The following is a 21,548-nucleotide window of genomic DNA, read 5'->3' on the forward strand; positions in this document are numbered from 1 at the left end:
CTGTCGGCGGACGATAGCAGCCGTGCGGGCGGCCGCGACAGCGGCTGCTTGACCCAAACCGGCGAAAGCCATACCTCTGCCGACAGAAGTCCAGCAATCCCAACGAGTCCGACTTTCCATGGCCAAGTTGCCCATCGTCCTTGCTCCCGATCCCGTCTTGAAGGCGAAGGCAAAGCCGATCGAGCAGGTCGACGACTCGATCCGCCGCCTGATGGACGACATGCTGGAGACGATGTACGCCGCCCCCGGCATCGGGCTCGCGGCCAACCAGGTGGGCGTGCTGCAGCGCGTGCTGGTGCTGGACGTGGCGCGCGAGGGCGAGCCGCCGCGGCCGATGGGCATGGCCAACCCCGAGGTCTTCTGGCAGTCGGACGAACTCTCGACCTACAACGAGGGCTGCCTGTCGCTGCCGGAGCAATATGCCGACATCACGCGGCCGGCCGAGGTCAAGGTCCGCTACCTCGACCGGGACGGCAAGCGCCAGGAGCTCGAGGCCGACGGCCTGCTCGCGACCTGCGTGCAGCACGAGATCGATCACCTGAACGGCGTGCTGTTCGTCGACTACCTATCGGCGCTGAAGCGCAACATGATCATGCGCAAGCTCGCCAAGCTGAAGAAGCAGAAGGCCGAAGACGGCGAGTAAGCCGACGATGGTCAGCACCCCGCTCCGCCTCGCCTTCATGGGTACGCCGGATTTCGCCGTCCCGGTGCTGGGGGGGCTCGTCCGGGCCGGGTACGAGATCGCAGCCGTCTATTGCCAGCCGCCGCGCCCGACCGGCCGGGGCCACAAGACGCAGCCCTCGCCGGTCCAGGCCCGCGCGGAGGCGCTGGGCCTGCCGGTCCGGCATCCGGTCTCGTTCAAGCCCGAGGAGGAGAAGGCAGCATTCGCGGCACTCGGGCTCGATGCTGCCGTGGTCGCGGCCTACGGCCTGATCCTGCCGCGCGCGATCCTGGAGGCGCCGCGGCTCGGCTGCCTCAACGTCCATGGCTCGCTCTTGCCGCGCTGGCGCGGGGCAGCACCCATCCAGCGCGCCATCATGGCCGGCGATCCGGCGACGGGCATCACGATCATGCAGATGGACGTCGGGCTCGACACCGGCGCCATGCTCTTGAGGGGCACCGTGCCGATCGGCCCTGAAACGACGGCCGAGAGCCTGCACGATGCCCTCGCGGCCCTCGGCGCCGAGCTGATCGTGCCGGCGCTCGATGGCGTGGCGGCCGGCACGCTCGTACCCGAACCGCAGCCGGAGGACGGCGTTACCTACGCGGCGAAGCTCACCCGCGAGGAGGGCGCGCTCGACTTCCGCGAGGATGCCGCCGCGCTCGACCGCAAGATCCGCGCGCTCAATCCCTGGCCCGGCGTCTGGTTCGAGCATCAGGGCGAGCGCATCAAGGTGCTGGCAGCCCAGCCGGAGGCCGGTGACGGCGCGCCCAGCACCGTAATCGACGATGATCTGGGCATCGCCTGCGGCACGGGCGTGCTGAGACCCACCCTGCTGCAGCGGCCGGGCCGCGCGCCGGTCGAGCGGCGCGCGTTCCTGAACGGCACCCGGATTGCAGCGGGCGAGGTGCTGCCGTGCCCCGCTACAAACTGACCATCGAGTACGACGGCACTGGCCTGCTCGGCTGGCAACGCCAGCCGATGGGCCCGTCGGTCCAGGAGATCCTGGAAACCGCAGTCGAGCGCTTCAGCGGTGCCTGTGCCTTCGTGCAGGGCGCCGGGCGGACCGATGCCGGGGTGCATGCGACCGGCCAGGTCGCCCATGTCGACCTGGAGCGCGACTATCGCCCCTACGTCGTGATGAGTGCCATCAATCATCACGTGAAGCCGGCCGCCGTCGCCGTCATCGCGGCCGAGCGCGTGCCTGACACGTTCCACGCCCGGCTCTCGGCCAATCATCGGGCCTATCTCTACCGCATCCTCAATCGTCGGGCGCCGCCGGCCGTCGAACGGAACCATGTCTGGCACGTGCCGGTGGCGCTCGACGTCGATGCCATGATAGAGGGCGCCGCCCATCTCATCGGCCATCATGATTTCACCAGCTTCCGTGCCGCGGAGTGCCAGGCGAAATCGCCGATGAAGACGCTCGACCGCCTCGCGATCAGCCGCGTCGGCGACGAGATCCGGATCGTGCCCGAGGCGCGCTCGTTCCTGCATCACCAGGTGCGCAACATCGTCGGCACGTTGAAGCTGGTGGGGGCCGGCCAATGGCGGCCCGACGACGTCAAGCGGGCGCTCGACGCGCGCGACCGGTCGGCTGCGGGCCCGACGGCACCGCCGGACGGGCTCTACCTGACGCGGGTCGGATATCCCGCGGAGGCGATGCTAGAGCAGGAAAGTCGCGATCTTGTCGATACCGACACCGATGACGATGTCGAGTAGCACGACGGCGAAGCCGGCGAGCGCCGGCGCGCTGAGCGCTGCCCAAGCGACGAAGGCCTCGGCCGTCAGCAGATAGAGCAGCACGACCTGGGCCAGCACCGACCCGGTGGCCCCCAGGATGCCGGATTGATCGAGAATGGTGGCGGCCAGCTGCACGGTGATCTGCACGAGGCCGAACCAGTTCATCGCCGTGACGAACAGCGGCCATTGCTCGACATGCCCGAGGATGCGCGCCAGCCCCAGGACGGCCAGCGGAAAGGCCGCCGTGCGGGCGATATAGGCGATCAACTGGACGAGCGCGTAGACCCCGAGGTCGGCGGGTTGCTTCTCGGCCTGCAGCAGGTCGAGCGCCAGCAGGCCGGCATAGATCGGCACGCCATAAAGCGCCGCCATGAACGACCGGATCGCCGCTCCGGTCGAGGGATCGAACGCGGCAATCGCGCGCAGGTCGAACTTCAGGAAGCGCAGCGCGCCGGCGAGCGAGCGGACGGTTTCGGATCGGACCGGCGCAGCGTCGGGCGGGTTCATCCGGCGAAGAAGCGCTCGAGCACGCCCAGATAGATCCGCGTCAGCACCGCGATGTCGGCGACCGGCACCGCCTCGTCGGCCTTGTGCATGGTGAGGCCGACCAGGCCGAACTCCGCGACCGGGCAGAGGCGCCGGATGAAGCGCGCGTCCGACGTGCCGCCGGTTGTGCTGTACTCGGGCCGCCGTCCGATTTCCGCTTCGGCCGCGTCGGCGATGAGAGCTGCGACGGCGCCGGGCGGCGTCAGGAAGGATTCGCCGCTGACCTTGACCTCGAGCTCATAGTGGCCGCCGACGCCGTCGAGCGTGCGCCGGAGCCATTCCTCGAGCCCGGCGCCGCTCCAACCGTCGTTGAAGCGGATGTTGAAGCTGGCGCGCGCCGTCGCCGGAATGACGTTGGTCGCGGGATTGCCGACGTCGATGGTCGAGATCTGCAGGGTCGAGGCCTGGAAATGCTCCGTGCCCTGGTCGAGCGGCTGCGCGATAAGCGCCGTCAGCATGGCGACGAGCCGATGGGCGGCGTTGTCGGCCAGGTGCGGATAGGCGGTATGGCCACCGATGCCTTGGACCGTCAGATGCCCGGTCAGGCTGCCGCGCCGGCCGATCTTGACCATGTCGCCGAGCATTCGGGCGTTGGTCGGCTCGCCCACCACGCAGGCGTCGAGCGTCTCGCCCCGGGCCTCGAGCCAGTCCAGCATCTTGACCGTGCCGTTGATCCCCGGCCCTTCCTCGTCGCCGGTGATGAGCAGGCTGATCGTCCCGCCGAAATCGGCGCCTCGCTTCGCCACGAATTGGGCAGCAGCCGCTGCGAAGCAGGCGATCGCCCCCTTCATGTCGGCAGCCCCGCGGCCCAAGAGCAAGCCGTCGCGGACCACGCCGCCAAACGGATCGACGCTCCAGGACTGGGGATCGCCGGCCGGCACCACGTCCGTATGGCCGGCGAAGCAGAAATGCCGTCCGCCGGTGCCGATCTTGGCGAACAGGTTCAGAATGTCGGGCGTGCCGGGCTCGCTGAACGGCAGCCGCGTGCAGGTGAAGCCCACGCCTTCGAGCGCCGACGCCAGCACATCGAGCGCGCCGGCGTCGGCCGGCGTGACGCTCGGCCGGCGGATCAGGTCGGCGGCGAGGCCGACCGGATCGAGCGCCTGGCTCATGCCCGCAGCAGCTCGTTGATCGAGGTCTTGGAGCGGGTCTGGGCGTCGACCCGCTTCACGATCACCGCGCAGGCGAGGTTCGGGCCGGGCGAGCCGTCGGGCAGCGGCTTGCCGGGGAGCGAGCCCGGCACCACGACCGAATAGGCCGGCACGCGGCCGATGAAGACCTCGCCGGTCGTCCGGTCGATGATCTTGGTCGACGCGCTGATGAACACGCCCATGGAGAGCACGGAGCCACGCTCGACGCGCACGCCTTCGACCACCTCGCTGCGCGCGCCGATGAAGCAGTCATCCTCGATGATGACCGGATCGGCCTGCAGCGGCTCCAAGACGCCGCCCAAGCCGACGCCGCCCGACAGATGGACGTTGCGGCCGACCTGGGCGCAGGAGCCGACGGTGGCCCAGGTGTCGACCATCGTGCCGCTGCCAACATAGGCGCCGACATTGACGAAGCTCGGCATGAGGATGACGTTCGGCGCGATATAGGCGGACTGGCGCACGACCGAGCCCGGCACGCAGCGGAAGCCCGCCGCCTCGAAGCGCTGCGCCGACCAGCCGGCGAACTTGGAGGGCACCTTGTCCCACCAGACGCCCTGGCCCAGGCTCGGGTCGCTGGCGCCACCCGGCATGATCACGTTGGCCTGCAGGCGGAACGACAGCAGCACCGCCTTCTTCAGCCACTGATTGACCTTCCAGCCGCCGTCGACCGGCTCGGCGACGCGCGCCTCGCCATTGTCGAGGAGCTCGAGTGCCTTGCGGATGGCATCGGCGACGTCGCCGGTCGTGGCAGGCGAGATCGTGTCGCGGGCTTCCCAGGCCGCATCGATGGCGGCTTCAAGCAGGTGCGCGGTCATGGCGGTCAATCTTGACTGTTGCGATGAGGGAGGGCGAAACCATGGCGGCCGGCCGGCGCGCCTGTCAACCCGGCCGCGACGCAGGCCCACCCCGATCTGGCGCCGCACCAGAGCCGCGGCCGTGGGTCTCGAGCCAGCCGGTCAGATCATCGGTCTGGTAATGCACATAGGGCTCGTCCGCCCCTTCCCGCTGCCAGTCGAGCGGCGAGCGCACCCAGAGCGTCAGCATGCCGAGTGCTGCCGCCGGTTCCAGGTTGCGTGCCATGTCTTCGACCATGGCCGCCCGGGCCGGCACCACGGCATGCAGATCGATCAGCTTCTGATAGCCGCTCGGGTGCGGCTTCGGCTGGAACTCGGCGGCGGCGATGTCGAACAGCACCTCGAAATGCCGGGCGATGCCGAGCCGTTCCAGCACGCGCTCGGCATGCCGGACGGAGCCGTTGGTGAAGACGAGCTTTCGGCCCGACAGGCCGTCGAGCGCCGCATCGAGCGCCGGCGCCGGCTCGATCACCGTGAGGTCGATGTCGTGGACATGGGCGAGAAACGAATGCGGGTCGATTGCATGTTCGGTCATGAGCCCGCGCATGGTCGTGCCATAGGCCTGGAACAGGCGCTTGCGCTCGGCCAGCGCCGCCTCGGCGTCGACGCCGAGCAGCCGCATGATGTACTCGCTCATGCGCTCCGCGATCTGCGCGAACAGGTTCGATCCAGCCGGGTAGAGCGTGTTGTCGAGATCGAACACCCAGGCCTCGATCTCATGTGGGGGCAGCGGCATCGCGGGGATCAATCCTTGTTGCAAAGGGCGGCGACGAGCCGGGCTTCAGCCGCCGCATCGGGCGGCAGGCCGAAGCGCAGCCGGTCGGGCCGGTCGATGAAGCGGCGGACGAGGATATGGTGCCGGCCGAGCCGGTCGGCGAGCGGCCCGGCGTCGGCAAACCGCGCCAGCCGGAAGAGATCGGTGCCGCCGGCAGGCGCGAGCCCGGCCGCCGACAGGATGTCATCATGCGCCCGCGCCGCCTCGGCGAGCCGGGATCGCGTCGCCGCGGCCCAGGCGCGATCGGCCAGCGCCGTCCGGCCGACCGCGAGCGCCGGGCCGGCGACTGCCCAGGGGCCGAACGCGGCATTCATACACTGGACCAGATCGGCCGGACCGAATGCGAAGCCGAGACGCAGGCCGGCCAGGCCGAAGAACTTACCGAACGAGCGCAGGAGGACGAGCCCCGGCATTCCGGCCCAAGGCGTCAGACTCGCCGCCGGCACCACCTCGGCGAAGGCCTCGTCGACGACGAGCAGGCCGCCGCGCGCCGCCTGCGCCTGAGCAAGCGCCGCAAGCTGCCCCGGCCTCAGCACGGAGCCGTCGGGATTGTTCGGGTTGACCACGACCAGCACATCGGCCGGATCCCGTTCCAGCGCCTCCGCGCCGATCGTGCGCACATGATGGCCGGCGACCGCCCAGCAGCGGGCGTGCTCGGCATAGGTCGGCGCCACGATTGCAACCTCGCCCGGCGGCACGAGGCGCGGCAGGAGCTGGATCAGCGCCTGGGAGCCGGGCGCCGCCACGAGCGGCGCTTCGGCCGGCGCGCCGTAGAAATCGCGCGCGGCGGCGGCGAGGTCGGCGAGCCCGCGCTCGTCCGGCAGCCGGGTCCAGGCATCGGCCGGCAGCGCCGGCACAGGATAGGGCCAAGGATTGATGCCGGTCGAAAGATCGATCCAGTCCGAGCGCACGCCGCCGAACCGGGCGATCGCACGGTCGAGCGCCCCGCCGTGGTCAACGGCTGGATGATACAGCATAGAAGCAGCGTCGGCGGACAAGATCCCTGGGGCCCTCCTGGTGAGCCCGACCGTTCTTCACGGTTTCGCTGGGATTGTCGAGGGGCGTTGGCCGCATCCGGCCTTGCGCGTCGGTCGGTTGTGCTTCCCGCCCGAATGCCTGTCATCTATGTCGCGAGACACAGCGGGGGGAGAAGACCAATGAGCACGCCCGAGACCACGTTCAGGGAGACCACGTTCAGGGATCTCACCCGACTGGCGGCCGGCCTCGGCGACGGCTGGCGCAGCCTGCGTCTGGCGCAGATCCAGGACATCGGCCTGAAGCTATTCCGCGTCGAGCCCGCAGGGCTGCCGACCGAAACCCATCCGGACTATGCCGAAGGCCTCTTGATGCTGGACGGCGAGATCACGCTCACGCTGGACCGCACGCCGATCCGGCTGGCCGCCGGGGATTTCCAGCTGATCCCGGCCGGCGTGCCCCATGCCATCCTGCCCGGCGGCCATGGCGCGTTCCTGCTGGTCGACCCGGAGCCGATCCCCTTAACAGCTGGTTAACCGCGGGCACGCTAAGCAAGGGCGAGCGATCCGGGATGTGATCGACCTCCGGTTCCGGAAAATCCCCGAAACGGCGAGAGGGAATGCGCGGGTGCTGCGCGACGCCATCACACGACTGTTCGGACGACGGGGCGGCGGGCAGGCGGTTTCCATCCCGTTCGACAAGGCGAAGGCACTGGCGCGCCACGGCGACGCCGCCGTTCGCCGCTCGGTCGCCCTCGATCCGGAAGCGGCGCCGGAACTGCTGTTCTTCCTGGCGCGCGACCGGATGCCCGCGGTGCGCGCGGCCGTTGCCGCCCATCCGCGCACGCCGCGCCAGGCCGACCTGCTGCTGGCGCTCGACGAGCAGCCGGAGATCCGCACGCTCATCGCCGAGAAGATCGCCCATCAGGCGCAGCAGCTGAGCACCAACGAGGCGGCGCAGATCTGGCAATTGACCGTGCAGGTGATGGAAGCGCTCGCGCGCGACGATCTCGCCCGCGTGCGCCAGCTGGTCGCCGAGACCGCCCGCAGCATCGCCGCCGTGCCGCCGCGGATGATGACCGAGCTCGGCCGCGACCGCACGAGCACCGTCGCCGTACCGGCCTTGAGCTTCGTCGGGCCGATCGCCGACAAGGACCTGCTCGAGATCGTCGAGAAAGCGCCGGACCAGGCGGTGATCGGCGCCGTGGCAAGGCGGCCGGCCATCGGCCCCGCCGTGGCGGAGGCGGTCGTGACGCACGGCAGCGCGCCGTCGGTCGCGATCCTGCTCGCCAACAAGCAGGCGACGCTAGCCCCCGAAACGCTCGACAGGGTCGTCGATCGCGCACCACCGCACGAAAGCTGGCATCAGCCGCTGGTCGAGCGGCCGCACCTCACCGACGGTGCCGCCGTCCGGCTCGCGAGCTTCGTCGCCGACAAGCTCGTCCAGGTCCTGCGCAGCCGGCCGGACCTCGATCCGGAGACCAACGCCGCGATCGAGATCATCATCCACGAGCGCGCGGCCACGCCCGGCGTCGGGCCGACCGCGACGATCATGACCGCGCACGATGAGAACCATCCGGTCGAACGTGCCCGGCGGCTCTATGCGAACGGCCTCTTGAACGAGGAGGCCGTGCTGGACGCGCTCGACACCGACCGCGAGTTCCTGATTGCAGCCCTGTCGCTCCGCGCCAGGCTGCCGCCGGCAGTGGTCGCGAAGATCCTGGCCTCGCACAGCGCCAAAGGGCTGACGGCACTCGTCTGGAAAGCCGGCTTCACCATGCGCCTGTCGCTGCAGCTGCAGCTGCGCGTGGCGCGCTTGCCGCCCAAGGCCCGGCTCGTCGCCGGTGGCGGCGGCACCTTCCCGCTGAGCGCCGCCGAGCTCGAATGGCAGATCGAGTTCTTCCGCACGCTGGTGCCCCAGGGGATCTGATTGGAGGGGATCTGATTGGAGGGCCTCTGACCGCATTCGCCAACTTGCGCGCGAACGGCCGGCCGCTATACTCCGCCGCCATGTAAGCCGCTCCCTCCCCCTTGTCATTCCGATGCGTCCGCGCCTGCAGCGGATGCCTCCCTATGTCTTTGAGGATTGGATCATGAGCGCCAGCTCTGCGGCTCCGCACTCCGCCGCCTATTTCGGCGAGGAGCGGGATTATTGGTGGAACGACGACTATCTCGAACTGCTCGCCCGGCGCCTGCGCCTCGACCAGGTGGCAAGGCTGGCCGACATCGGCTGCGGCATCGGCCATTGGTGCGGCCTGTTGGCTCGCCACGTGCCGGCCGACGCCCAGATCATCGGCATCGACCGCGACGCAACGAATGTCGCGGGCGCCCGCGCACGCTTTGCCCGGCTCTGGCCGGACCGGCCGGCGCGCTTCGCAGAAGGCGACGCGCTGGCGCTGCCGCTCGGTGACGGCACGGTCGATCTCGCGACCTGCCAGACCCTGCTGATCCACCTGGCCGAGCCGGAACGGGCCATCGCCGAGCTGATGCGGGTGACGCGACCCGGCGGCCAGGTCGTGGCGGTCGAGCCGAACAACCTGTTCAACCGCATCGCCGTCTCGTCGCTCACGCCCGAGACGCCGCTCGATGAGCGCATCACCGAAGTAACGGCGGCGCTCCGGCTCGTCGAAGGCCGCCGGCGCCAGGGCCTCGGCTGCGAGTACCTGGGCGATCTGTTGCCCGGCTTGTTCGCCCGCGCCGGGCTCGAGGATATCCGGGTCTGGGTCGCCGACTGCGCGCTGCCGTTCGTCCCGCCCTACGCGGCACCGGAGCAGCAGGCCCAGCTGGCGGCGCACGCGCGCTGGCAGGCGGAGGGAAGCGGCCCTTACGACCGAGCCGTCTTCGCCGCCGACCTTGCGGCCGGCAGCGCCGACGAGGCCGAGATCGAGCGGAGCTGGCAGATGATGCTGGCAAGCGCCGCCGCGGCCGATCAGGCGATCACGGATCGGCGCTACCACGCGGCGGGCGGCGGCCTGTTCTATATCGTCGTCGGACGGGTACCCGAGCGGCCGATCCGATAAAGCGATGCCGGCGCCACCCTGGCACAACCCCTGGGGCGGCGCCGGCTCGACAGGCGGCATGGCCGGGCGTAGGCTCGCGCCATGCCGCAGGTCCTCTTCACCGCGCATCTGAGGCGCTTGGCACCACCCTCCCCGGTCGAAGCCGCCGGCAAGACCGTGGCGGAGGCGCTCGACTCGGTCTTTGCCCACCACCCGATGCTGGAAGGCTACATCCTCGACGACCAGCGGCGGCTGCGCCGGCACATCGCACTGTTCGTCGACGGTACGCGGGCCGGGCTCGCCGACCCGGTCGGGCCCAAGGCCGAGATCGCCGTGCTGCAGGCGCTGTCGGGCGGCTGAACGGAGACGACACCATGAACCAGCCCCTGCTCGTCGGTACCCGCAAAGGCCTGTTCATCCTCGAGGCCGGTACTGCCGGGGATTGGACCATCCGGCATCACGCCTTCCCCGGCGTACCGGTCACGATCACCACTCATGATCCGCGCGACGGCACGCTCTATGCCGGGCTCAACCACGGCCATTTCGGCGTCAAGCTGCATCGGTCGGACGATGGCGGTGCCAACTGGACCGAACTGCCGGCACCGGCCTTTCCGGCCGGGTTTCCGCCGGATGCCGCGGACAAGCCGGCGCCGTCCGTGTCGCTGCTCTGGTCACTCGAGCCGGGTGCCGAACCGGACGAGCTCTGGGCCGGCACGATTCCGGGTGCCTTGTTCCATTCGACCGACCGCGGCGCCAGCTGGCTGCTGGTCGAGAGCCTGTGGCGCGAGGATTCGCGGCAGCTGTGGTTCGGCGGCGGCTACGACGCGCCCGGCATCCATTCGATCCTGCCCGACCCCCGCGACCGCCGGCACCTGGTCCTGGGCGTGTCCTGCGGCGGCGTCTGGCTCAGCCCCGACGCGGGGGCCCACTGGGAGCTGGGCGGCGCCGGCCTCGTCGCCTCATATATGCCGGAAGCGCGCCAGGAGGATACGGCGGTCCAGGATCCGCACCGCATCGTGCGCTGTGACGCTGCACCGGACCGGCTCTGGATGCAGCATCACTGCGGCATCTTCCGCTCTGACGACGGCGGACGGAACTGGGTCCGGCTCGACGGGCTGCCGGTGCCGGACTTCGGCTTCGCCGTCGCGGTCCACCCGGACGATCCGGACATCGCCTGGTTCGTGCCGGCGGAAAGCGATGAGAGCCGCATCCCGAGCGACGGGCAATTCTGCGTGACCCGCACCCGCGACGGCGGCCGCAGCTTCGAGCGGCTGGGCGACGGGTTGCCGGCGCCGCCGGCGTTCGATCTGGTCTATCGCCACGGGCTCGCGGTCGCACCGGACGGCCGCACCCTTGCCATGGGCTCCACCACCGGCGGCCTCTGGACGAGTGCCGACGGCGGCGAGCGCTGGCAGCTGGCGAACGCCCGCCTGCCGCCGATCGCGAGCGTGCAGTTCGCGGCCTAAGCCCGCGCGGCGCCGACCGCCGCGAGGTTGGCGCGATGAACCGCCTCGTAGGGCGCAAAATAGCTGATCGCACCGGCGGCGAAGGCGTCGGCCGCGAAGGTTCGCAGATCCGGGTCGGCGAGTTCAGGCGCGGCCCGGCACCGTTCGAGCCGTTCGACATAACGCAGGCTCGCCTCGATGAAGCGCTTGTCGTAGCCGCCGGCCTCGATCACCTCGAGCGCGCCGTGGCTCGGCAGGATGCGCGCGATCGGCCAGCCCGCGAGGCGCCGTAGATCGGCCAGGTGATGGGAAAGCCGGGCCGGCTCGGCGACATAAGTCACCGGGTCCTCGAGCGCGTCGCCGGCCAGCAGCAGGCCGGTCTCAGGCAGAAACAGCACCGTGCCGTCATGGCTATGGATATCGACCTGGCGTAACTCCACCGCGACCGTGCCAACCGTCAGCGCCAGCGTGCCCGCGAACAGGCGGTTCGGCAGGACGAGCGGCCGGATCGGCGGGTCTCGAGTTTCGAGCTTGACCCGGTTCGCCTCGAGCGCCTGGGCGGTCAACTCGTTCGCGATGATCTCGCAGTCGGCGAAGACCTCGTTGCCGGCAATATGGTCGGCATGCCAGTGGCTGAGCGCCACGCGGATCCGGGTGACGCCCTGCTCTTCGAGCGTCCGGCGGATGATCGCCGCATGGGCGCGCGAGATATGCGTGTCGAAGACCAGCGCCTCGTCGCCGTCGACCACGGCATAGGCGCAGATGCCGAGCGCAAAGGCGCCGTCATCGAGCCAGTTCGGCCCGTCCGAATGCGCCCGCACGCCGGCGATCCGCCCGTCGTAGAAGCCCAGGACGCACGGCGCCGGCCGGACGACCCGCAGGGTCGAGCCGAGCCGGTGCACGAGGTTGCTCCTGCCTACTTCTTGCTAATCAGCGTGCCGGCACCGGAGCTGATGAACAGCTCGACCAGGATCGCATGCGCCTTGCGGCCGTCGAGGATGACCGCCGCCTCGACGCCGTTCTCGACCGCGTCGAGGCAGGTCTCGATCTTCGGGATCATGCCGCCGTAGATCGTGCCGTCGGCGATCATGGCGCGCGCCTGGGCGACCGTGATCTCCGGCATGACCTTCTTGTCCTGGTCCATGACGCCGGCGATGTCGGTCAGCATCAGGAGGCGCGTCGCCTTCAAGGCGGCCGCGACGGCGCCCGCCGAAGTGTCGGCGTTGATGTTGTAGGTCTCGCCCTCGTCGCCGAGGCCGGTCGGCGCCACGACCGGGATGAAGTCCGCCTTGGTCAGGAGCGACAGCACCTCGGCGTTGACCGCGGTCGGCTCGCCGACGAAGCCCAGGTCCAGCACCTGCTCGATGTTGCTCTCGGGATCGCGCTTGGTGCGGGTGAGCTTCTTCGCCTGGATGAGTCCGCCGTCCTTGCCCGAGAGGCCGATCGCCCGGCCGCCCGCGGCGTTGATGAGGCCGACGATCTCTTTGTTGATCGAGCCGGCCAGCACCATCTCGACGATATCGACCGTCTCCTTGTCGGTGACGCGCAGGCCGTCGATGAACGACGACTTGATCTTCAGGCGCTCGAGCATCTGGCCGATCTGCGGCCCGCCGCCGTGCACGACCACGACGTTGACGCCGATCTGCTTCAAGAGCACGACGTCCCGCGCGAAGCGGGCGCCCAGCGCCGTGTCGCCCATGGCGTGGCCGCCGTACTTCACGACGACGGTCTTGCCGGCGTAGCGCTTCATGAAGGGCAGCGCCTCGGACAGGATGTCCGCCTTCAGTACGATCTCTTGTTCACTGATCATCGGGCGGCCCTCCAGCCTCGATAGGATTCGTTCAGGACCGATTAGCCGACTGAGGTTACCGCTGCAAGCGCGCCGAGCGCCGAGCGCAGCACGGCGATACCGGTACCGTCCTCCGCACTGGTCGCGTGGATGACCGGATGCGCCGCCGTGTGCTTCGCCAGCACCGCGCCGATCTCGCGCACCCGCGCCGCGAGCTCGTTCGGCCGGACCTTGTCGGCCTTGGTCAGCACGACCTGGTAGGAGACGGCGGCCTCGTCGAGCATCTTCATGACCGGCTCGTCGACGTCCTTCAAGCCATGGCGCGAGTCAATCAGCACGCAGACGCGCCGGAGCGTCACGCGCCCGCGGAGGAAATCGTTCACGAGCGCGGTCCAGGCGGCGATCTGGGTTTTCGGCGCCTTGGCGTAGCCGTAGCCGGGCATGTCGACCAGCACGAGGCGCTGGCCCAGGTCGAAGAAATTGAGCTGTTGGGTCCGGCCGGGCGTGTTCGACGTGCGCGCGAGCGTGTTGCGGCCGGTGAGCGCGTTGATCAGGCTTGACTTGCCGACGTTCGACCGGCCGGCGAACGCGACCTCGGGCAAGCCGGCCGCGGGAATCGTCTCGAGCCGGGTCGAGCCGTTGGTGAAGCTGCACTCGGCGGCGAACAGCCGTCGCCCGACGTCGAGCGCTTCGGGCGACGGCTGCAGCTCGTCGTCCTGATCAGGGATCGGCTGATCAGGCATTGGCGCGGATGGCGGACGCCGCCGCCCGGCGCCGGATCAGCAGCTGCTGGCCGACCGTCAGGATGTTGTTCCAGGAATAGTAGATCATCAGGCCGGCCGGGAACTTGCCGAGCATGAAGGTGAAGATGAACGGCATCAGCTGCATCATGCGCGCCTGGGTCGGGTCGGGCGGCGTCGGCTGCATGCGCTGCTGCAGCAGCATGGTCAGGCAGTAGATCGCCGGCCAGGCACCGATCATCAGGAACTGCGGCGGCGTCCAGGGGATGAGGCCGAACAGGTTGAAGAGCGTCGTCGGATCGGGCGCCGAGAGGTCCTGGATCCAGCCGAAGAACGGCGCGTGCCGCATCTCGATGGTGACGTAGAGCACCTTGTAGAGCGAGAAGAACACCGGGATCTGCAGCAGCATGGGCAGGCAGCCGGCCACCGGGTTGACGCCCATGCGCTTGTAGAGCGCCATCGTCTCCTGCTGCAGCTTCACTTTGTCGTCGCCGCACTGCTCCTTGAGCTTGGCCATCTCGGGCTGCAGCTGCTTCATCTTGTCCATGCTCTTGAAGGCCTTGTTGGCCAGCGGGAAGAACAGGGTCTTGATGACGACGGTCAGCATCAGGATGGCGATGCCGAAGTTGCCGACCTGGGCATAGAGCCAGTCGAGCAGATAGAAGATCGGCTTGGTCAGGAAATAGAACCAGCCGAAGTCGACGGCGCGGTCGAAATTGGGCAGGCCCGCGCTCTTGGTATAGGCGTCGAGCAGCTTCACTTCCTTGGCGCCGGCGAAGAGGACGCCGGTATTGTCGATCGAGGCGCCGGGCGCCACGCTGACCTCGGCCCCCAGGTAGTCGGCCTGGAACGTCTGGGCCTCGCCGCTGCCGGAATGGGAGAAGCGCGCGGTGATCGCCATCTTCTGGTCCGGGGCGACCGCGGTCAGCCAGTATTTGTCGGAGAAGCCCAGCCAGCCGCCGACCGTCTCCTTGGGCTGGGCCTTGCCGGCCGCCACGTCCTTGTAGCCGACCTCTTCCGAGCCGCTGGTGTAGCCGCCGATCGGCCCCTCGTAGGAGACCCAGGTCGAGGACACCTCGGGCTCGCCGGTGCGCGCGACCGAGCCAAAGGGATAGAGCGTCACCGGCGTCGAACCGGCGTTCGCGACCGTATCCTTCACCGTGAACAGGAAGTTCTCGTCGACCGAGATCGTGCGCTTGAAAGTGAGCCCCGCGCCATTGTCCCAGGTGAGGGTCACCGGCGTCTTGGGCGTGAGCGTGCCGCCCGAGGATTGCCAGACCGTGTCGTCGGTCGGCAGCTTGACGGCAGGATCCTTGGCGACCCAGCCCTCGGTCGCACGATAGGCGTTGGGCGCGCCCGACGGCGAGAGCAGCACGATCGCCGGGCTCTTCGGATCGATCGTCTCGCGATAGTCCTTGAGCGTCAGGTCGTCGAAGCGCGCACCCTTGAGGTTGATGGAGCCGGTCATGCGCGGCGTGTCGATCGCGACGCGCGTGGCCTCATGCAGCACCTGCTCGCGCGTCTCGGTCGCGGCGGCCGCCGCCGCGGCGCTCGGCAGCTGGTTGCCCGCGGACTCCGACGGCGCGGCCGGCGAGACGTTGGCAGCGCTGTTCTGCGCCGCCTGCTGGGTGGTCTGCACCGGGCGCTGCGGATGCGGCAGCAGATACTGAGAGCCGAGCAGAATCGCGATAGCCACCACGATAAAGACGACTAGATTGCGTTGCTCCATTCCCTGCATGGGTCCTCTCAGGGCACGCCGCCCTATCGGGCGTGCCGACAACCAGAATGATGCGCCCGATGCGCGGGCAAAACCTCGGGCACCGGATCATAGCCGCTGCCGCCCCACGGATGGCAGCGGCCGAGCCGACGCAGGGTCAGCAAACTGCCGTGCCACGCGCCGTGGCGCGCGAGCGCATCCATGGCATAGGCGGAGCAGCTGGGCTCGAACCGGCAATTCGGCCCAAGCAGCGGCGAGATCAGCATGCGGTAGAGCCAGATGAGCCCTCTCAACAGATCCGCCATGATGCCTCGCCTCAAGCGCCCGGCGCCGCCGTCGGGCCGTCGCGCCACACTTTGAGCCGCCGAAGCGCCTTTTCAAGCTCGGCCAGCAACTGCGCGTAGCGGATCGTGCCGGTTTCCTGGCGCGCGATCAGCACGAAATCGTGCGCGGCCAGGCCATGTTCGGCCACCAAGGCGCGCGCCGCCGCACGCAGACGGCGCTTGGCGCGGTTGCGGGCGACGGCGTTGCCGACTTTCTTCGATGCGGTGAAGCCGATGCGACGTCCCTCGGCATGGGGACCGGCCACCTCCGGCGCGTCCGATGGCGCGACCTGGAGGATGAGGCTGGGTGCCACCCATTTGCGCCTCTCGCCGGCGACGCGCAGGAAATCCTTGCGCTCCCTCATCCGACCGAGAGTGCGGGGCATGGGGGCCGCCCGCAGCGGCCGTTAGGCCGACAGGCGCTTGCGGCCGCGGGAGCGACGAGCGGCCAGCACCTTGCGGCCGCCGACCGTGGCCAGGCGGGCACGGAAGCCATGGCGCCGCTTGCGGACGATCTTGCTGGGCTGATAGGTGCGCTTCACGACGAGAACTCCAAACGCTTGGGCATCAAAAATTCGAGCGCCCGTCTATAGAGGAGCGCCCGGCTTAAGTCAATTCGCCGCGCTGCGGCAAAGAGACAGACCTTCTGCCCCTCAGGCGCAGGGCTCCCGAGAGGGTTCCGGCCGGTCCGCCCCGCTTCAGTGGGCGAAGATGTCGATCTCGGGCCAGCCGGCCAGGTCCAGGAGCGCCCGCGCCGGCAGGAACTCGAAGCACGCGTTCGCGAGCTCGGTCCGCCCCTCGCGCGCCAGCATCTCGTCGAGCTTCTCCTTCATCTGGTGAAGATAGAGCACGTCGGACGCGGCGTATTTCAGCTGCTCCTCGTTGAGCGCGTCGGCGCCCCAGTCGGACGATTGCTGCTGCTTCGACAGCTCGACGCCGATCAGCTCCTTGCACAGATCCTTCAAGCCGTGCCGGTCGGTGAAGGTCCGGACCAGCTTGGAGGCGATCTTGGTGCAATAGACCGGCGCCGTCACGACGCCCAGGTACTGCTTCAGCACCGCGATGTCGAACCGGCCGAAATGGAACAGCTTGGTGACGTTGGGGTCGGTCAAGAGCGCCTTGAGGTTGGGCGCGTCATATTGGCCGAGCGGCAGATGGACGATATGGGCCGTGCCGTCGCCGGCCGACAGCTGCACGACGCAGAGCCGGTCGCGCCAGGGGTTTAGCCCCATGGTTTCCGTGTCGATCGCAACGATATTGCCGAAGGAGAGGCCCGCGGGCAGATCCCCGCGATGATAAGTGACGGTCACGGGGCGCATCCTGCGGGAAGGGTCCCTCCCCGTCCGCCGATCGTCATCGAAGAGGATCGGACGGACGGGAGGATCACTATGGTGCCCAGGAGAAGACTCGAACTTCCACGAGGTTTCCCCCACTGGTACCTGAAACCAGCGCGTCTACCAATTCCGCCACCTGGGCTCAGGTGAGGAGCCGGGTGATAAGGGAGCCCGGACTCCTTGTCAACCAGACTTTTTACCCGCGAGATCGCCTCGCATCCAGCGGAGCCCTCTGACGGTACCTTCGGAGCGGACGGGCGCGGAATCTCGCGGCACCAGGCATCGCCAAGCCTTTTTGCATGTTATGATTTCCACCATTCGGCAGCTCGCGAGGAGGTCTGAACATGGCTCCCATTCGCCGCGCGACGGTCTTCGGAGGCACCGGCTTCATCGGCCGCTATATCGTGAAGCGCCTGGCGCAGCGCGGGGCCACCGTGATCGTGGTCGGTCGCCACGCCTGGCGTGGCAATTATCTGCAGCCGATGGGCGATGTCGGCCAGATCGCCCTCGTCGATGGCGACATCCGGGACGATGCCGTCGTCTCCGCCGCGGTCCAGGAGGCGGACCTGGTGGTCAACCTTGTGGGCATCCTGGCCGAATCCGGCCGGCAGCGCTTCGAGGCCGTGCAGCACGAGGGCGCCGGACGCATCGCCCGTACCGCGGCCGCAGCGGGCGCCCGACACGTTCTGCACGTATCGGCGATCGGCGCCGATCCAGCCTCCCCTGCGGCCTACGGGCGATCGAAGGCGGCGGGCGAGGCGGCCGTGCGGGCGGCCTGCCCCGGCGCCGTCATTCTGCGCCCATCGATCGTGTTCGGACCAGAGGATCAGTTCTTCAACCGATTCGCCGCCATGACCCGCCTCTCGCCGTTCCTGCCGCTCATCGGCGGCGGCCGGACCAAGTTCCAGCCGGTCTATGTCGGCGACGTCGCCGATGCGGCGATGGCCGCCATCGACGAGCCTGCGGCCGCAGGCCAGACCTACGAGCTCGGCGGTCCAACCGTCTACACGTTCGAGGAGCTGATACGGTTGATGCTGCGCGAGATCGGCCGGCCGGGCTTCCCGCTCGTCCCGATCCCGTTCGGGCTCGCCACCCTGCAGGCCGCCATCCTCGAGCACCTGCCGGGTCAGTTGCTGACGCGCGACCAGGTCAAGCTCCTGAAACGCGACAATGTCGTCTCGGCTGACGCCAAGACGCTGGCCGACCTCGGCATCACGCCCACAGCACCCGAGGTCATCATCGAGAGCTACCTGGAGCGGTTCCGCACCGGCGGCCGCCATGCCGGGCAGAAGCCGGCCTGAAGAGTCTGCCCGATGGGTCAGGAATGCGTGTGGTCGGCCGACTGCGACAGCCGGTCGATGAAGGCGACGCCGACCGCCGACAGCACGAACAGGCCATGGATCGTTGCCTGCATGATGACGCCGGCCAAGGTGTAAGGGCTGTCGGGCGTGCCCAGGTTGCCGACCTCGATGAAAGTGCGCAGCAGGTGGATCGACGAGATGCCGATGATCGCCATCGCCAGCTTGATCTTGAGCGCCCCGGCATTGACATGATCGAGCCATTCCGGCTGGTCCGGATGGCCTTCGAGCCTGAGGCGCGAGACGAAGGTCTCGTAACCGCCGACGATCACCATCATCAGCAGGTTCGAGATCATGACCACGTCGATCAGGCCCAGGACGATCAGCATGATCTGCTGTTCGCCGAACACGGTCGCGTGGCTGACCAGGTGCCAGAGTTCCTTCAGAAACAGCACCGCATAGACCGCCTGCGCCACGATCAGGCCGATATAGAGCGGCAGTTGCAGCCAGCGGGAGCTGAAGATGATCGCGGGAAGCGGCTTCAGGCCTGCGCCGCCGGGCGGTGTGGTCAGTCGTTCGAAATTCTGCACCATGGAACGGAGCACTCGCGATCGTTGCTGCGGCCCCGAATAATGGGGCAACGAACGGTCATCGGGTAGAGCCGGCACATGGCAATTTTTTGAAGGATGCAGGGCTTTATCAGGGCGCGCGCTCCAGGCGCCCGGCGAGGGCTGCCGCCGCGTCGTCGAACAGCCGGGCCAGAGCATCGATCGTCCGGCGGATGCGCGGCACGCGCTTCAAATCCGCATGGACGAGGAGCCAGCGATCCTCGCTCAATTCGGCGATCGGCGGCCCGAGGCGCTCGAGCGTCGGATCGGCATCGCCGGCGAAGCAGGCGAGCACGCCGAGGCCGGCCCCGCTCGCGACCAGGTCGCGCACGAGCAGGTGATTGTTCGTCCGTCCGGCGGCGGCGGGTGCTGCAAGCTGGCGGGCAAGCCAGCGGGCGACCGGGAAATATTGGTGCTGCCCGTCGAGCCCGACCCACAAGGCCGGATCGGCTAAGGCGGGATCGGTGGGCATTGCCCGCGCCTCGGGCCGGACCTCGAGAAAGCGGCGCGCGCCATAGACGCCATAGGCGAACGGCCGGAGCTTGCGCGCGATGAGCTCGCCCGTCGCCGGCAGTGTCGTCACGATCGCGAGATCGGCATCGCGCCGGGCGAGATTGGTCGGCATGTGCGACTGGGCCACTTCGAGGCTGATGCCCGGGAGCGCCGCCATGAGCTGTGCCCACCGGCTCGCGAGAAAGCCCGCATCCCAGTCGTTCGCGATGAGACGGACCGTGCCACCCTCCTCGCCCGCAGCATCGGAGCGCCGGCGCATCGCCTCGGCAGCACCGCGCATCTCCTCCGCCATCGGCACGAAATCGCGGCCCTCCGCCGTCAGCGCATAGCCCTCGGGCAATCGATCGAACAGGCGGACGCCCAGCGCCTCCTCGAGCGCATGGACGCGCCGGCCGACCGTCGCGATGCCGACCCGCTCCTGCCGCGCCGCCGCGGACAAGCTGCCGGCCTGGGCTACGGCCAGGAACAGGCGGATGTCGTTCCAATCGGGTTGTTGGTTTTTCAAAACTGAAATCCCTAAGCCATTTGCATTTTCGCCGCTATTCGGCGAGCGATCTGTCGACAAATGGAGAATGCCCAACCCGTTAGGTGGGAGCGCTTCTTTAAAAATGCGGAAAGCCGTTTCAGCACAATCCATCGGAACAGTGAAGGCACCCACTAGCGACGACAATCGAACCAGTGCTAGAGAGTTGACTAAACAACAGCCTAGACGAGAAACATGCGCACCTTCAGCATCCGGATCGCAACCGTCGCGACAACCTTCGCCTTTTTGGCCTCGACCGCATTTGCAGCGGACGACTGCGCGCTGAAACAAATCGCTTCCATGTCGGCATCGCTCATCGACGGCGCTCTCGCTGTTGATGCGACGCTCAACGATCTGCCTGTGAAAATGTGGCTCGCAACGGCATCCGACGTTTCCAGCATCGACGAAGCGTTCGTGAAGCGGGCGGGCATGCCGCTCATCGACATGAATGGCAAGGTCTATTCGACCGGCAGGCGTCTGATGAACCAGAAGACCCGCATTTCCTCGATGCGCCTCGGCAACGCGCTATCATCCGATGCACCGTTCGTCATCTATCCGGAGGGCCATGATGGGGTGGATGGGAAGCCGGTCGGCACCTTAGCAACCGATTATCTCTCCAATTACGACGTGGACATCGACCTCGCCGCCGGCAAGGTCAATCTCTTCGATCGCAACCATTGCAAAGGCCAGGTCGCCTATTGGGCCAAGGAATATTTGGCGTCGCCAATCTTTCTGTCGAACACAGGCCTGGCGCGTCGCCCTGAAATGACCATCGTGGCGGACGGCCAGTCGCTACGCGGCATGATTTCGACGGACGATGCAAAGAACGTGCTGCGGCAAGCCGTGGCGGAAAGCCGGTTCGGTCTCGTCGCGGGTTCGGCCGAAATGCCGAAGAGCGGCACATGGCACGATTCGGACGGTCGCACCACCGATCGGTATTCCCACACATTCCAATCTCTCGCCTTTGGTGACATCACGCTGCATAACACCACCGTCAGCGTGGAATCGATCAATATTGCCGCCAACTCCGAGTCGACTGGCAGCCATTTTATTTCAATCAACACACAGCAACCCGACATCTACATTGGCATGGATTTGTTGAAGAAGCTGCACCTCTACATCGCTTACAGCGAGAACATGATCTACTACACGATCGCATCGCCGAAGCAGGCAGCCGGGCAGTAGCCCCAGCCACCACTTCCTTCGCCCAAAAGGCCGGCAATCCGCCGGCCTTTTTATGCTTCGGAAGATGCGACTGGGACGGACCGGATCGCTCTCTCTTCCGCGGCATCGGCACGCCGGCGCATCACCTCGGCGGTGGCGTGCATCTCCTCAGCCATCGGCACGAAATCACGGCCCTCCGCCGTCAACGCATAGCCCTCGGGCAACCGATCGAACAGGCGGACGCTCAGCGCCGCCTCGAGCGCATGGACGCGCCGGCCGACCGTCGCGATGCCGACCTGCTCCTGCCGCGCCGCCGCGGACAAGCTGCCGGCCTGGGCTACGGCCAGGAACAGGCGTATATCGTTCCAATCCACGTTTTCGCGCCTTTCAT

26 protein-coding genes and 1 tRNA gene are annotated in these 21,548 nt (G+C 68.1%); 10 read left to right on the forward strand and 17 right to left on the reverse strand.

Annotated features, from left to right (window positions below):
• The first annotated feature begins 118 nt into the window (after window positions 1-118).
• From def to truA, 3 genes are read left to right on the forward strand one after another with little or no spacing between them, the layout of a single operon-like run.
• Window positions 119-643, forward strand: coding sequence for a peptide deformylase (def, locus tag IEY58_RS06365; RefSeq protein WP_189043741.1), 525 nt, complete (start codon window positions 119-121; stop codon window positions 641-643).
• Window positions 644-650: 7 nt separating this feature from the next.
• A complete protein-coding gene (gene fmt, locus IEY58_RS06370) occupies window positions 651-1,595 on the forward strand; it encodes a methionyl-tRNA formyltransferase (protein ID WP_189043743.1) in 945 nt (314 codons plus the stop codon).
• Window positions 1,577-2,383, forward strand: a complete 807-nt coding sequence (gene truA / locus IEY58_RS06375; protein ID WP_189043745.1) for a tRNA pseudouridine(38-40) synthase TruA — start codon at window positions 1,577-1,579, stop codon at window positions 2,381-2,383. The genes fmt and truA overlap by 19 nt, the downstream gene beginning before the upstream one ends.
• Here truA and IEY58_RS06380 read toward each other — a convergent pair.
• From IEY58_RS06380 to cobD, 5 genes are all read right to left on the reverse strand, one after another.
• Window positions 2,327-2,911, reverse strand: a complete 585-nt coding sequence (locus IEY58_RS06380; protein ID WP_189043747.1) for a hypothetical protein — start codon at window positions 2,909-2,911, stop codon at window positions 2,327-2,329. The two genes, truA and IEY58_RS06380, sit on opposite strands and share 57 nt — an antisense overlap.
• A complete protein-coding gene (gene dapE, locus IEY58_RS06385; RefSeq protein ID WP_189043755.1) occupies window positions 2,908-4,062 on the reverse strand; it encodes a succinyl-diaminopimelate desuccinylase in 1,155 nt (384 codons plus the stop codon). Before dapE ends, IEY58_RS06380 begins: the two co-directional genes overlap by 4 nt.
• On the reverse strand, window positions 4,059-4,916 hold the full coding sequence (dapD, locus tag IEY58_RS06390) for a 2,3,4,5-tetrahydropyridine-2,6-dicarboxylate N-succinyltransferase (RefSeq protein ID WP_189043757.1): 858 nt from the start codon (window positions 4,914-4,916) through the stop codon (window positions 4,059-4,061). Before dapD ends, dapE begins: the two co-directional genes overlap by 4 nt.
• Before the next feature lie 64 nt (window positions 4,917-4,980).
• Window positions 4,981-5,691, reverse strand: coding sequence for a pyrimidine 5'-nucleotidase (locus IEY58_RS06395; RefSeq protein WP_189043759.1), 711 nt, complete (start codon window positions 5,689-5,691; stop codon window positions 4,981-4,983).
• An 8-nt stretch (window positions 5,692-5,699) separates the two neighbouring features.
• A complete protein-coding gene (gene cobD / locus IEY58_RS06400) occupies window positions 5,700-6,707 on the reverse strand; it encodes a threonine-phosphate decarboxylase CobD (RefSeq protein WP_189043761.1) in 1,008 nt (335 codons plus the stop codon).
• Between the two features lie 180 nt (window positions 6,708-6,887).
• Here cobD and IEY58_RS06405 point away from each other — a divergent pair, with 180 nt between their 5' ends.
• The 5 genes from IEY58_RS06405 (at window position 6,888) to IEY58_RS06425 (ending at window position 11,169) form a co-directional block, all read left to right on the forward strand.
• On the forward strand, window positions 6,888-7,241 hold the full coding sequence (locus IEY58_RS06405) for a cupin domain-containing protein (protein WP_189043763.1): 354 nt from the start codon (window positions 6,888-6,890) through the stop codon (window positions 7,239-7,241).
• Window positions 7,242-7,332: 91 nt separating this feature from the next.
• Entirely contained in the window at window positions 7,333-8,634 is a 1,302-nt protein-coding gene (locus IEY58_RS06410) for a DUF2336 domain-containing protein (protein ID WP_189043765.1), read from the forward strand.
• Window positions 8,635-8,797: 163 nt separating this feature from the next.
• Window positions 8,798-9,724: a methyltransferase domain-containing protein gene (locus tag IEY58_RS06415; RefSeq protein WP_189043767.1), complete on the forward strand. Its 927-nt coding sequence runs from the start codon at window positions 8,798-8,800 to the stop codon at window positions 9,722-9,724.
• An 81-nt stretch (window positions 9,725-9,805) separates the two neighbouring features.
• Window positions 9,806-10,063, forward strand: a complete 258-nt coding sequence (locus tag IEY58_RS06420; RefSeq protein WP_189043769.1) for a MoaD/ThiS family protein — start codon at window positions 9,806-9,808, stop codon at window positions 10,061-10,063.
• Window positions 10,064-10,077: 14 nt separating this feature from the next.
• On the forward strand, window positions 10,078-11,169 hold the full coding sequence (locus IEY58_RS06425; protein WP_189043770.1) for a WD40/YVTN/BNR-like repeat-containing protein: 1,092 nt from the start codon (window positions 10,078-10,080) through the stop codon (window positions 11,167-11,169).
• Here IEY58_RS06425 and IEY58_RS06430 read toward each other — a convergent pair.
• From IEY58_RS06430 to IEY58_RS06470, 9 genes are all read right to left on the reverse strand, one after another.
• Window positions 11,166-12,050, reverse strand: coding sequence for an MBL fold metallo-hydrolase (locus tag IEY58_RS06430; protein WP_189043772.1), 885 nt, complete (start codon window positions 12,048-12,050; stop codon window positions 11,166-11,168). The genes IEY58_RS06425 and IEY58_RS06430 overlap by 4 nt on opposite strands.
• Before the next feature lie 14 nt (window positions 12,051-12,064).
• Window positions 12,065-12,958 carry an acetylglutamate kinase gene (argB, locus tag IEY58_RS06435; RefSeq protein WP_189043774.1) on the reverse strand — a complete coding sequence of 298 codons (894 nt, stop codon included), beginning with the start codon at window positions 12,956-12,958 and terminating at the stop codon, window positions 12,065-12,067.
• A 41-nt stretch (window positions 12,959-12,999) separates the two neighbouring features.
• Window positions 13,000-13,680, reverse strand: a complete 681-nt coding sequence (gene yihA, locus IEY58_RS06440; RefSeq protein ID WP_189043776.1) for a ribosome biogenesis GTP-binding protein YihA/YsxC — start codon at window positions 13,678-13,680, stop codon at window positions 13,000-13,002.
• Window positions 13,673-15,406, reverse strand: a complete 1,734-nt coding sequence (gene yidC, locus IEY58_RS06445) for a membrane protein insertase YidC (protein WP_189043778.1) — start codon at window positions 15,404-15,406, stop codon at window positions 13,673-13,675. The genes yihA and yidC overlap by 8 nt, the downstream gene beginning before the upstream one ends.
• Window positions 15,407-15,438: 32 nt before the next feature.
• Window positions 15,439-15,699, reverse strand: coding sequence for a membrane protein insertion efficiency factor YidD (yidD, locus tag IEY58_RS06450; protein WP_189043780.1), 261 nt, complete (start codon window positions 15,697-15,699; stop codon window positions 15,439-15,441).
• Window positions 15,700-15,710: 11 nt separating this feature from the next.
• Entirely contained in the window at window positions 15,711-16,103 is a 393-nt protein-coding gene (gene rnpA / locus IEY58_RS06455; RefSeq protein ID WP_189043782.1) for a ribonuclease P protein component, read from the reverse strand.
• Window positions 16,104-16,124: 21 nt separating this feature from the next.
• The gene (rpmH, locus tag IEY58_RS06460; RefSeq protein WP_189043784.1) at window positions 16,125-16,259 is read right to left on the reverse strand and encodes a 50S ribosomal protein L34; all 135 of its coding nucleotides are present in this window, start codon (window positions 16,257-16,259) and stop codon (window positions 16,125-16,127) included.
• Between the two features lie 156 nt (window positions 16,260-16,415).
• Window positions 16,416-17,036, reverse strand: coding sequence for a ribonuclease D (locus IEY58_RS06465; protein WP_229743530.1), 621 nt, complete (start codon window positions 17,034-17,036; stop codon window positions 16,416-16,418).
• Between the two features lie 70 nt (window positions 17,037-17,106).
• Window positions 17,107-17,193: transfer RNA gene (locus tag IEY58_RS06470), tRNA-Leu, on the reverse strand.
• Window positions 17,194-17,395: 202 nt separating this feature from the next.
• Between IEY58_RS06470 and IEY58_RS06475 the strand changes: the two genes are divergently transcribed.
• Window positions 17,396-18,352: a complex I NDUFA9 subunit family protein gene (locus IEY58_RS06475; RefSeq protein WP_189043788.1), complete on the forward strand. Its 957-nt coding sequence runs from the start codon at window positions 17,396-17,398 to the stop codon at window positions 18,350-18,352.
• A 17-nt stretch (window positions 18,353-18,369) separates the two neighbouring features.
• On the opposite strand, the gene IEY58_RS06480 is transcribed toward IEY58_RS06475, so the two are convergent.
• Window positions 18,370-18,954 (reverse strand): TIGR00645 family protein, encoded by a 585-nt coding sequence (locus IEY58_RS06480; RefSeq protein WP_229743531.1) that lies wholly within the window; start codon window positions 18,952-18,954, stop codon window positions 18,370-18,372.
• Between the two features lie 94 nt (window positions 18,955-19,048).
• On the reverse strand, window positions 19,049-19,975 hold the full coding sequence (locus IEY58_RS06485) for a LysR family transcriptional regulator (RefSeq protein ID WP_189043790.1): 927 nt from the start codon (window positions 19,973-19,975) through the stop codon (window positions 19,049-19,051).
• Between the two features lie 213 nt (window positions 19,976-20,188).
• Here IEY58_RS06485 and IEY58_RS06490 point away from each other — a divergent pair, with 213 nt between their 5' ends.
• A complete protein-coding gene (locus IEY58_RS06490; RefSeq protein WP_189043792.1) occupies window positions 20,189-21,178 on the forward strand; it encodes an aspartyl protease family protein in 990 nt (329 codons plus the stop codon).
• Between the two features lie 50 nt (window positions 21,179-21,228).
• Here IEY58_RS06490 and IEY58_RS06495 read toward each other — a convergent pair whose 3' ends face one another.
• Window positions 21,229-21,531: a helix-turn-helix domain-containing protein gene (locus IEY58_RS06495; protein ID WP_229743532.1), complete on the reverse strand. Its 303-nt coding sequence runs from the start codon at window positions 21,529-21,531 to the stop codon at window positions 21,229-21,231.
• Window positions 21,532-21,548 lie beyond the last annotated feature (17 nt).

Source organism: Aliidongia dinghuensis (assembly GCF_014643535.1).
Classification (GTDB): Bacteria; Pseudomonadota; Alphaproteobacteria; order ATCC43930; family CGMCC-115725; genus Aliidongia; species Aliidongia dinghuensis.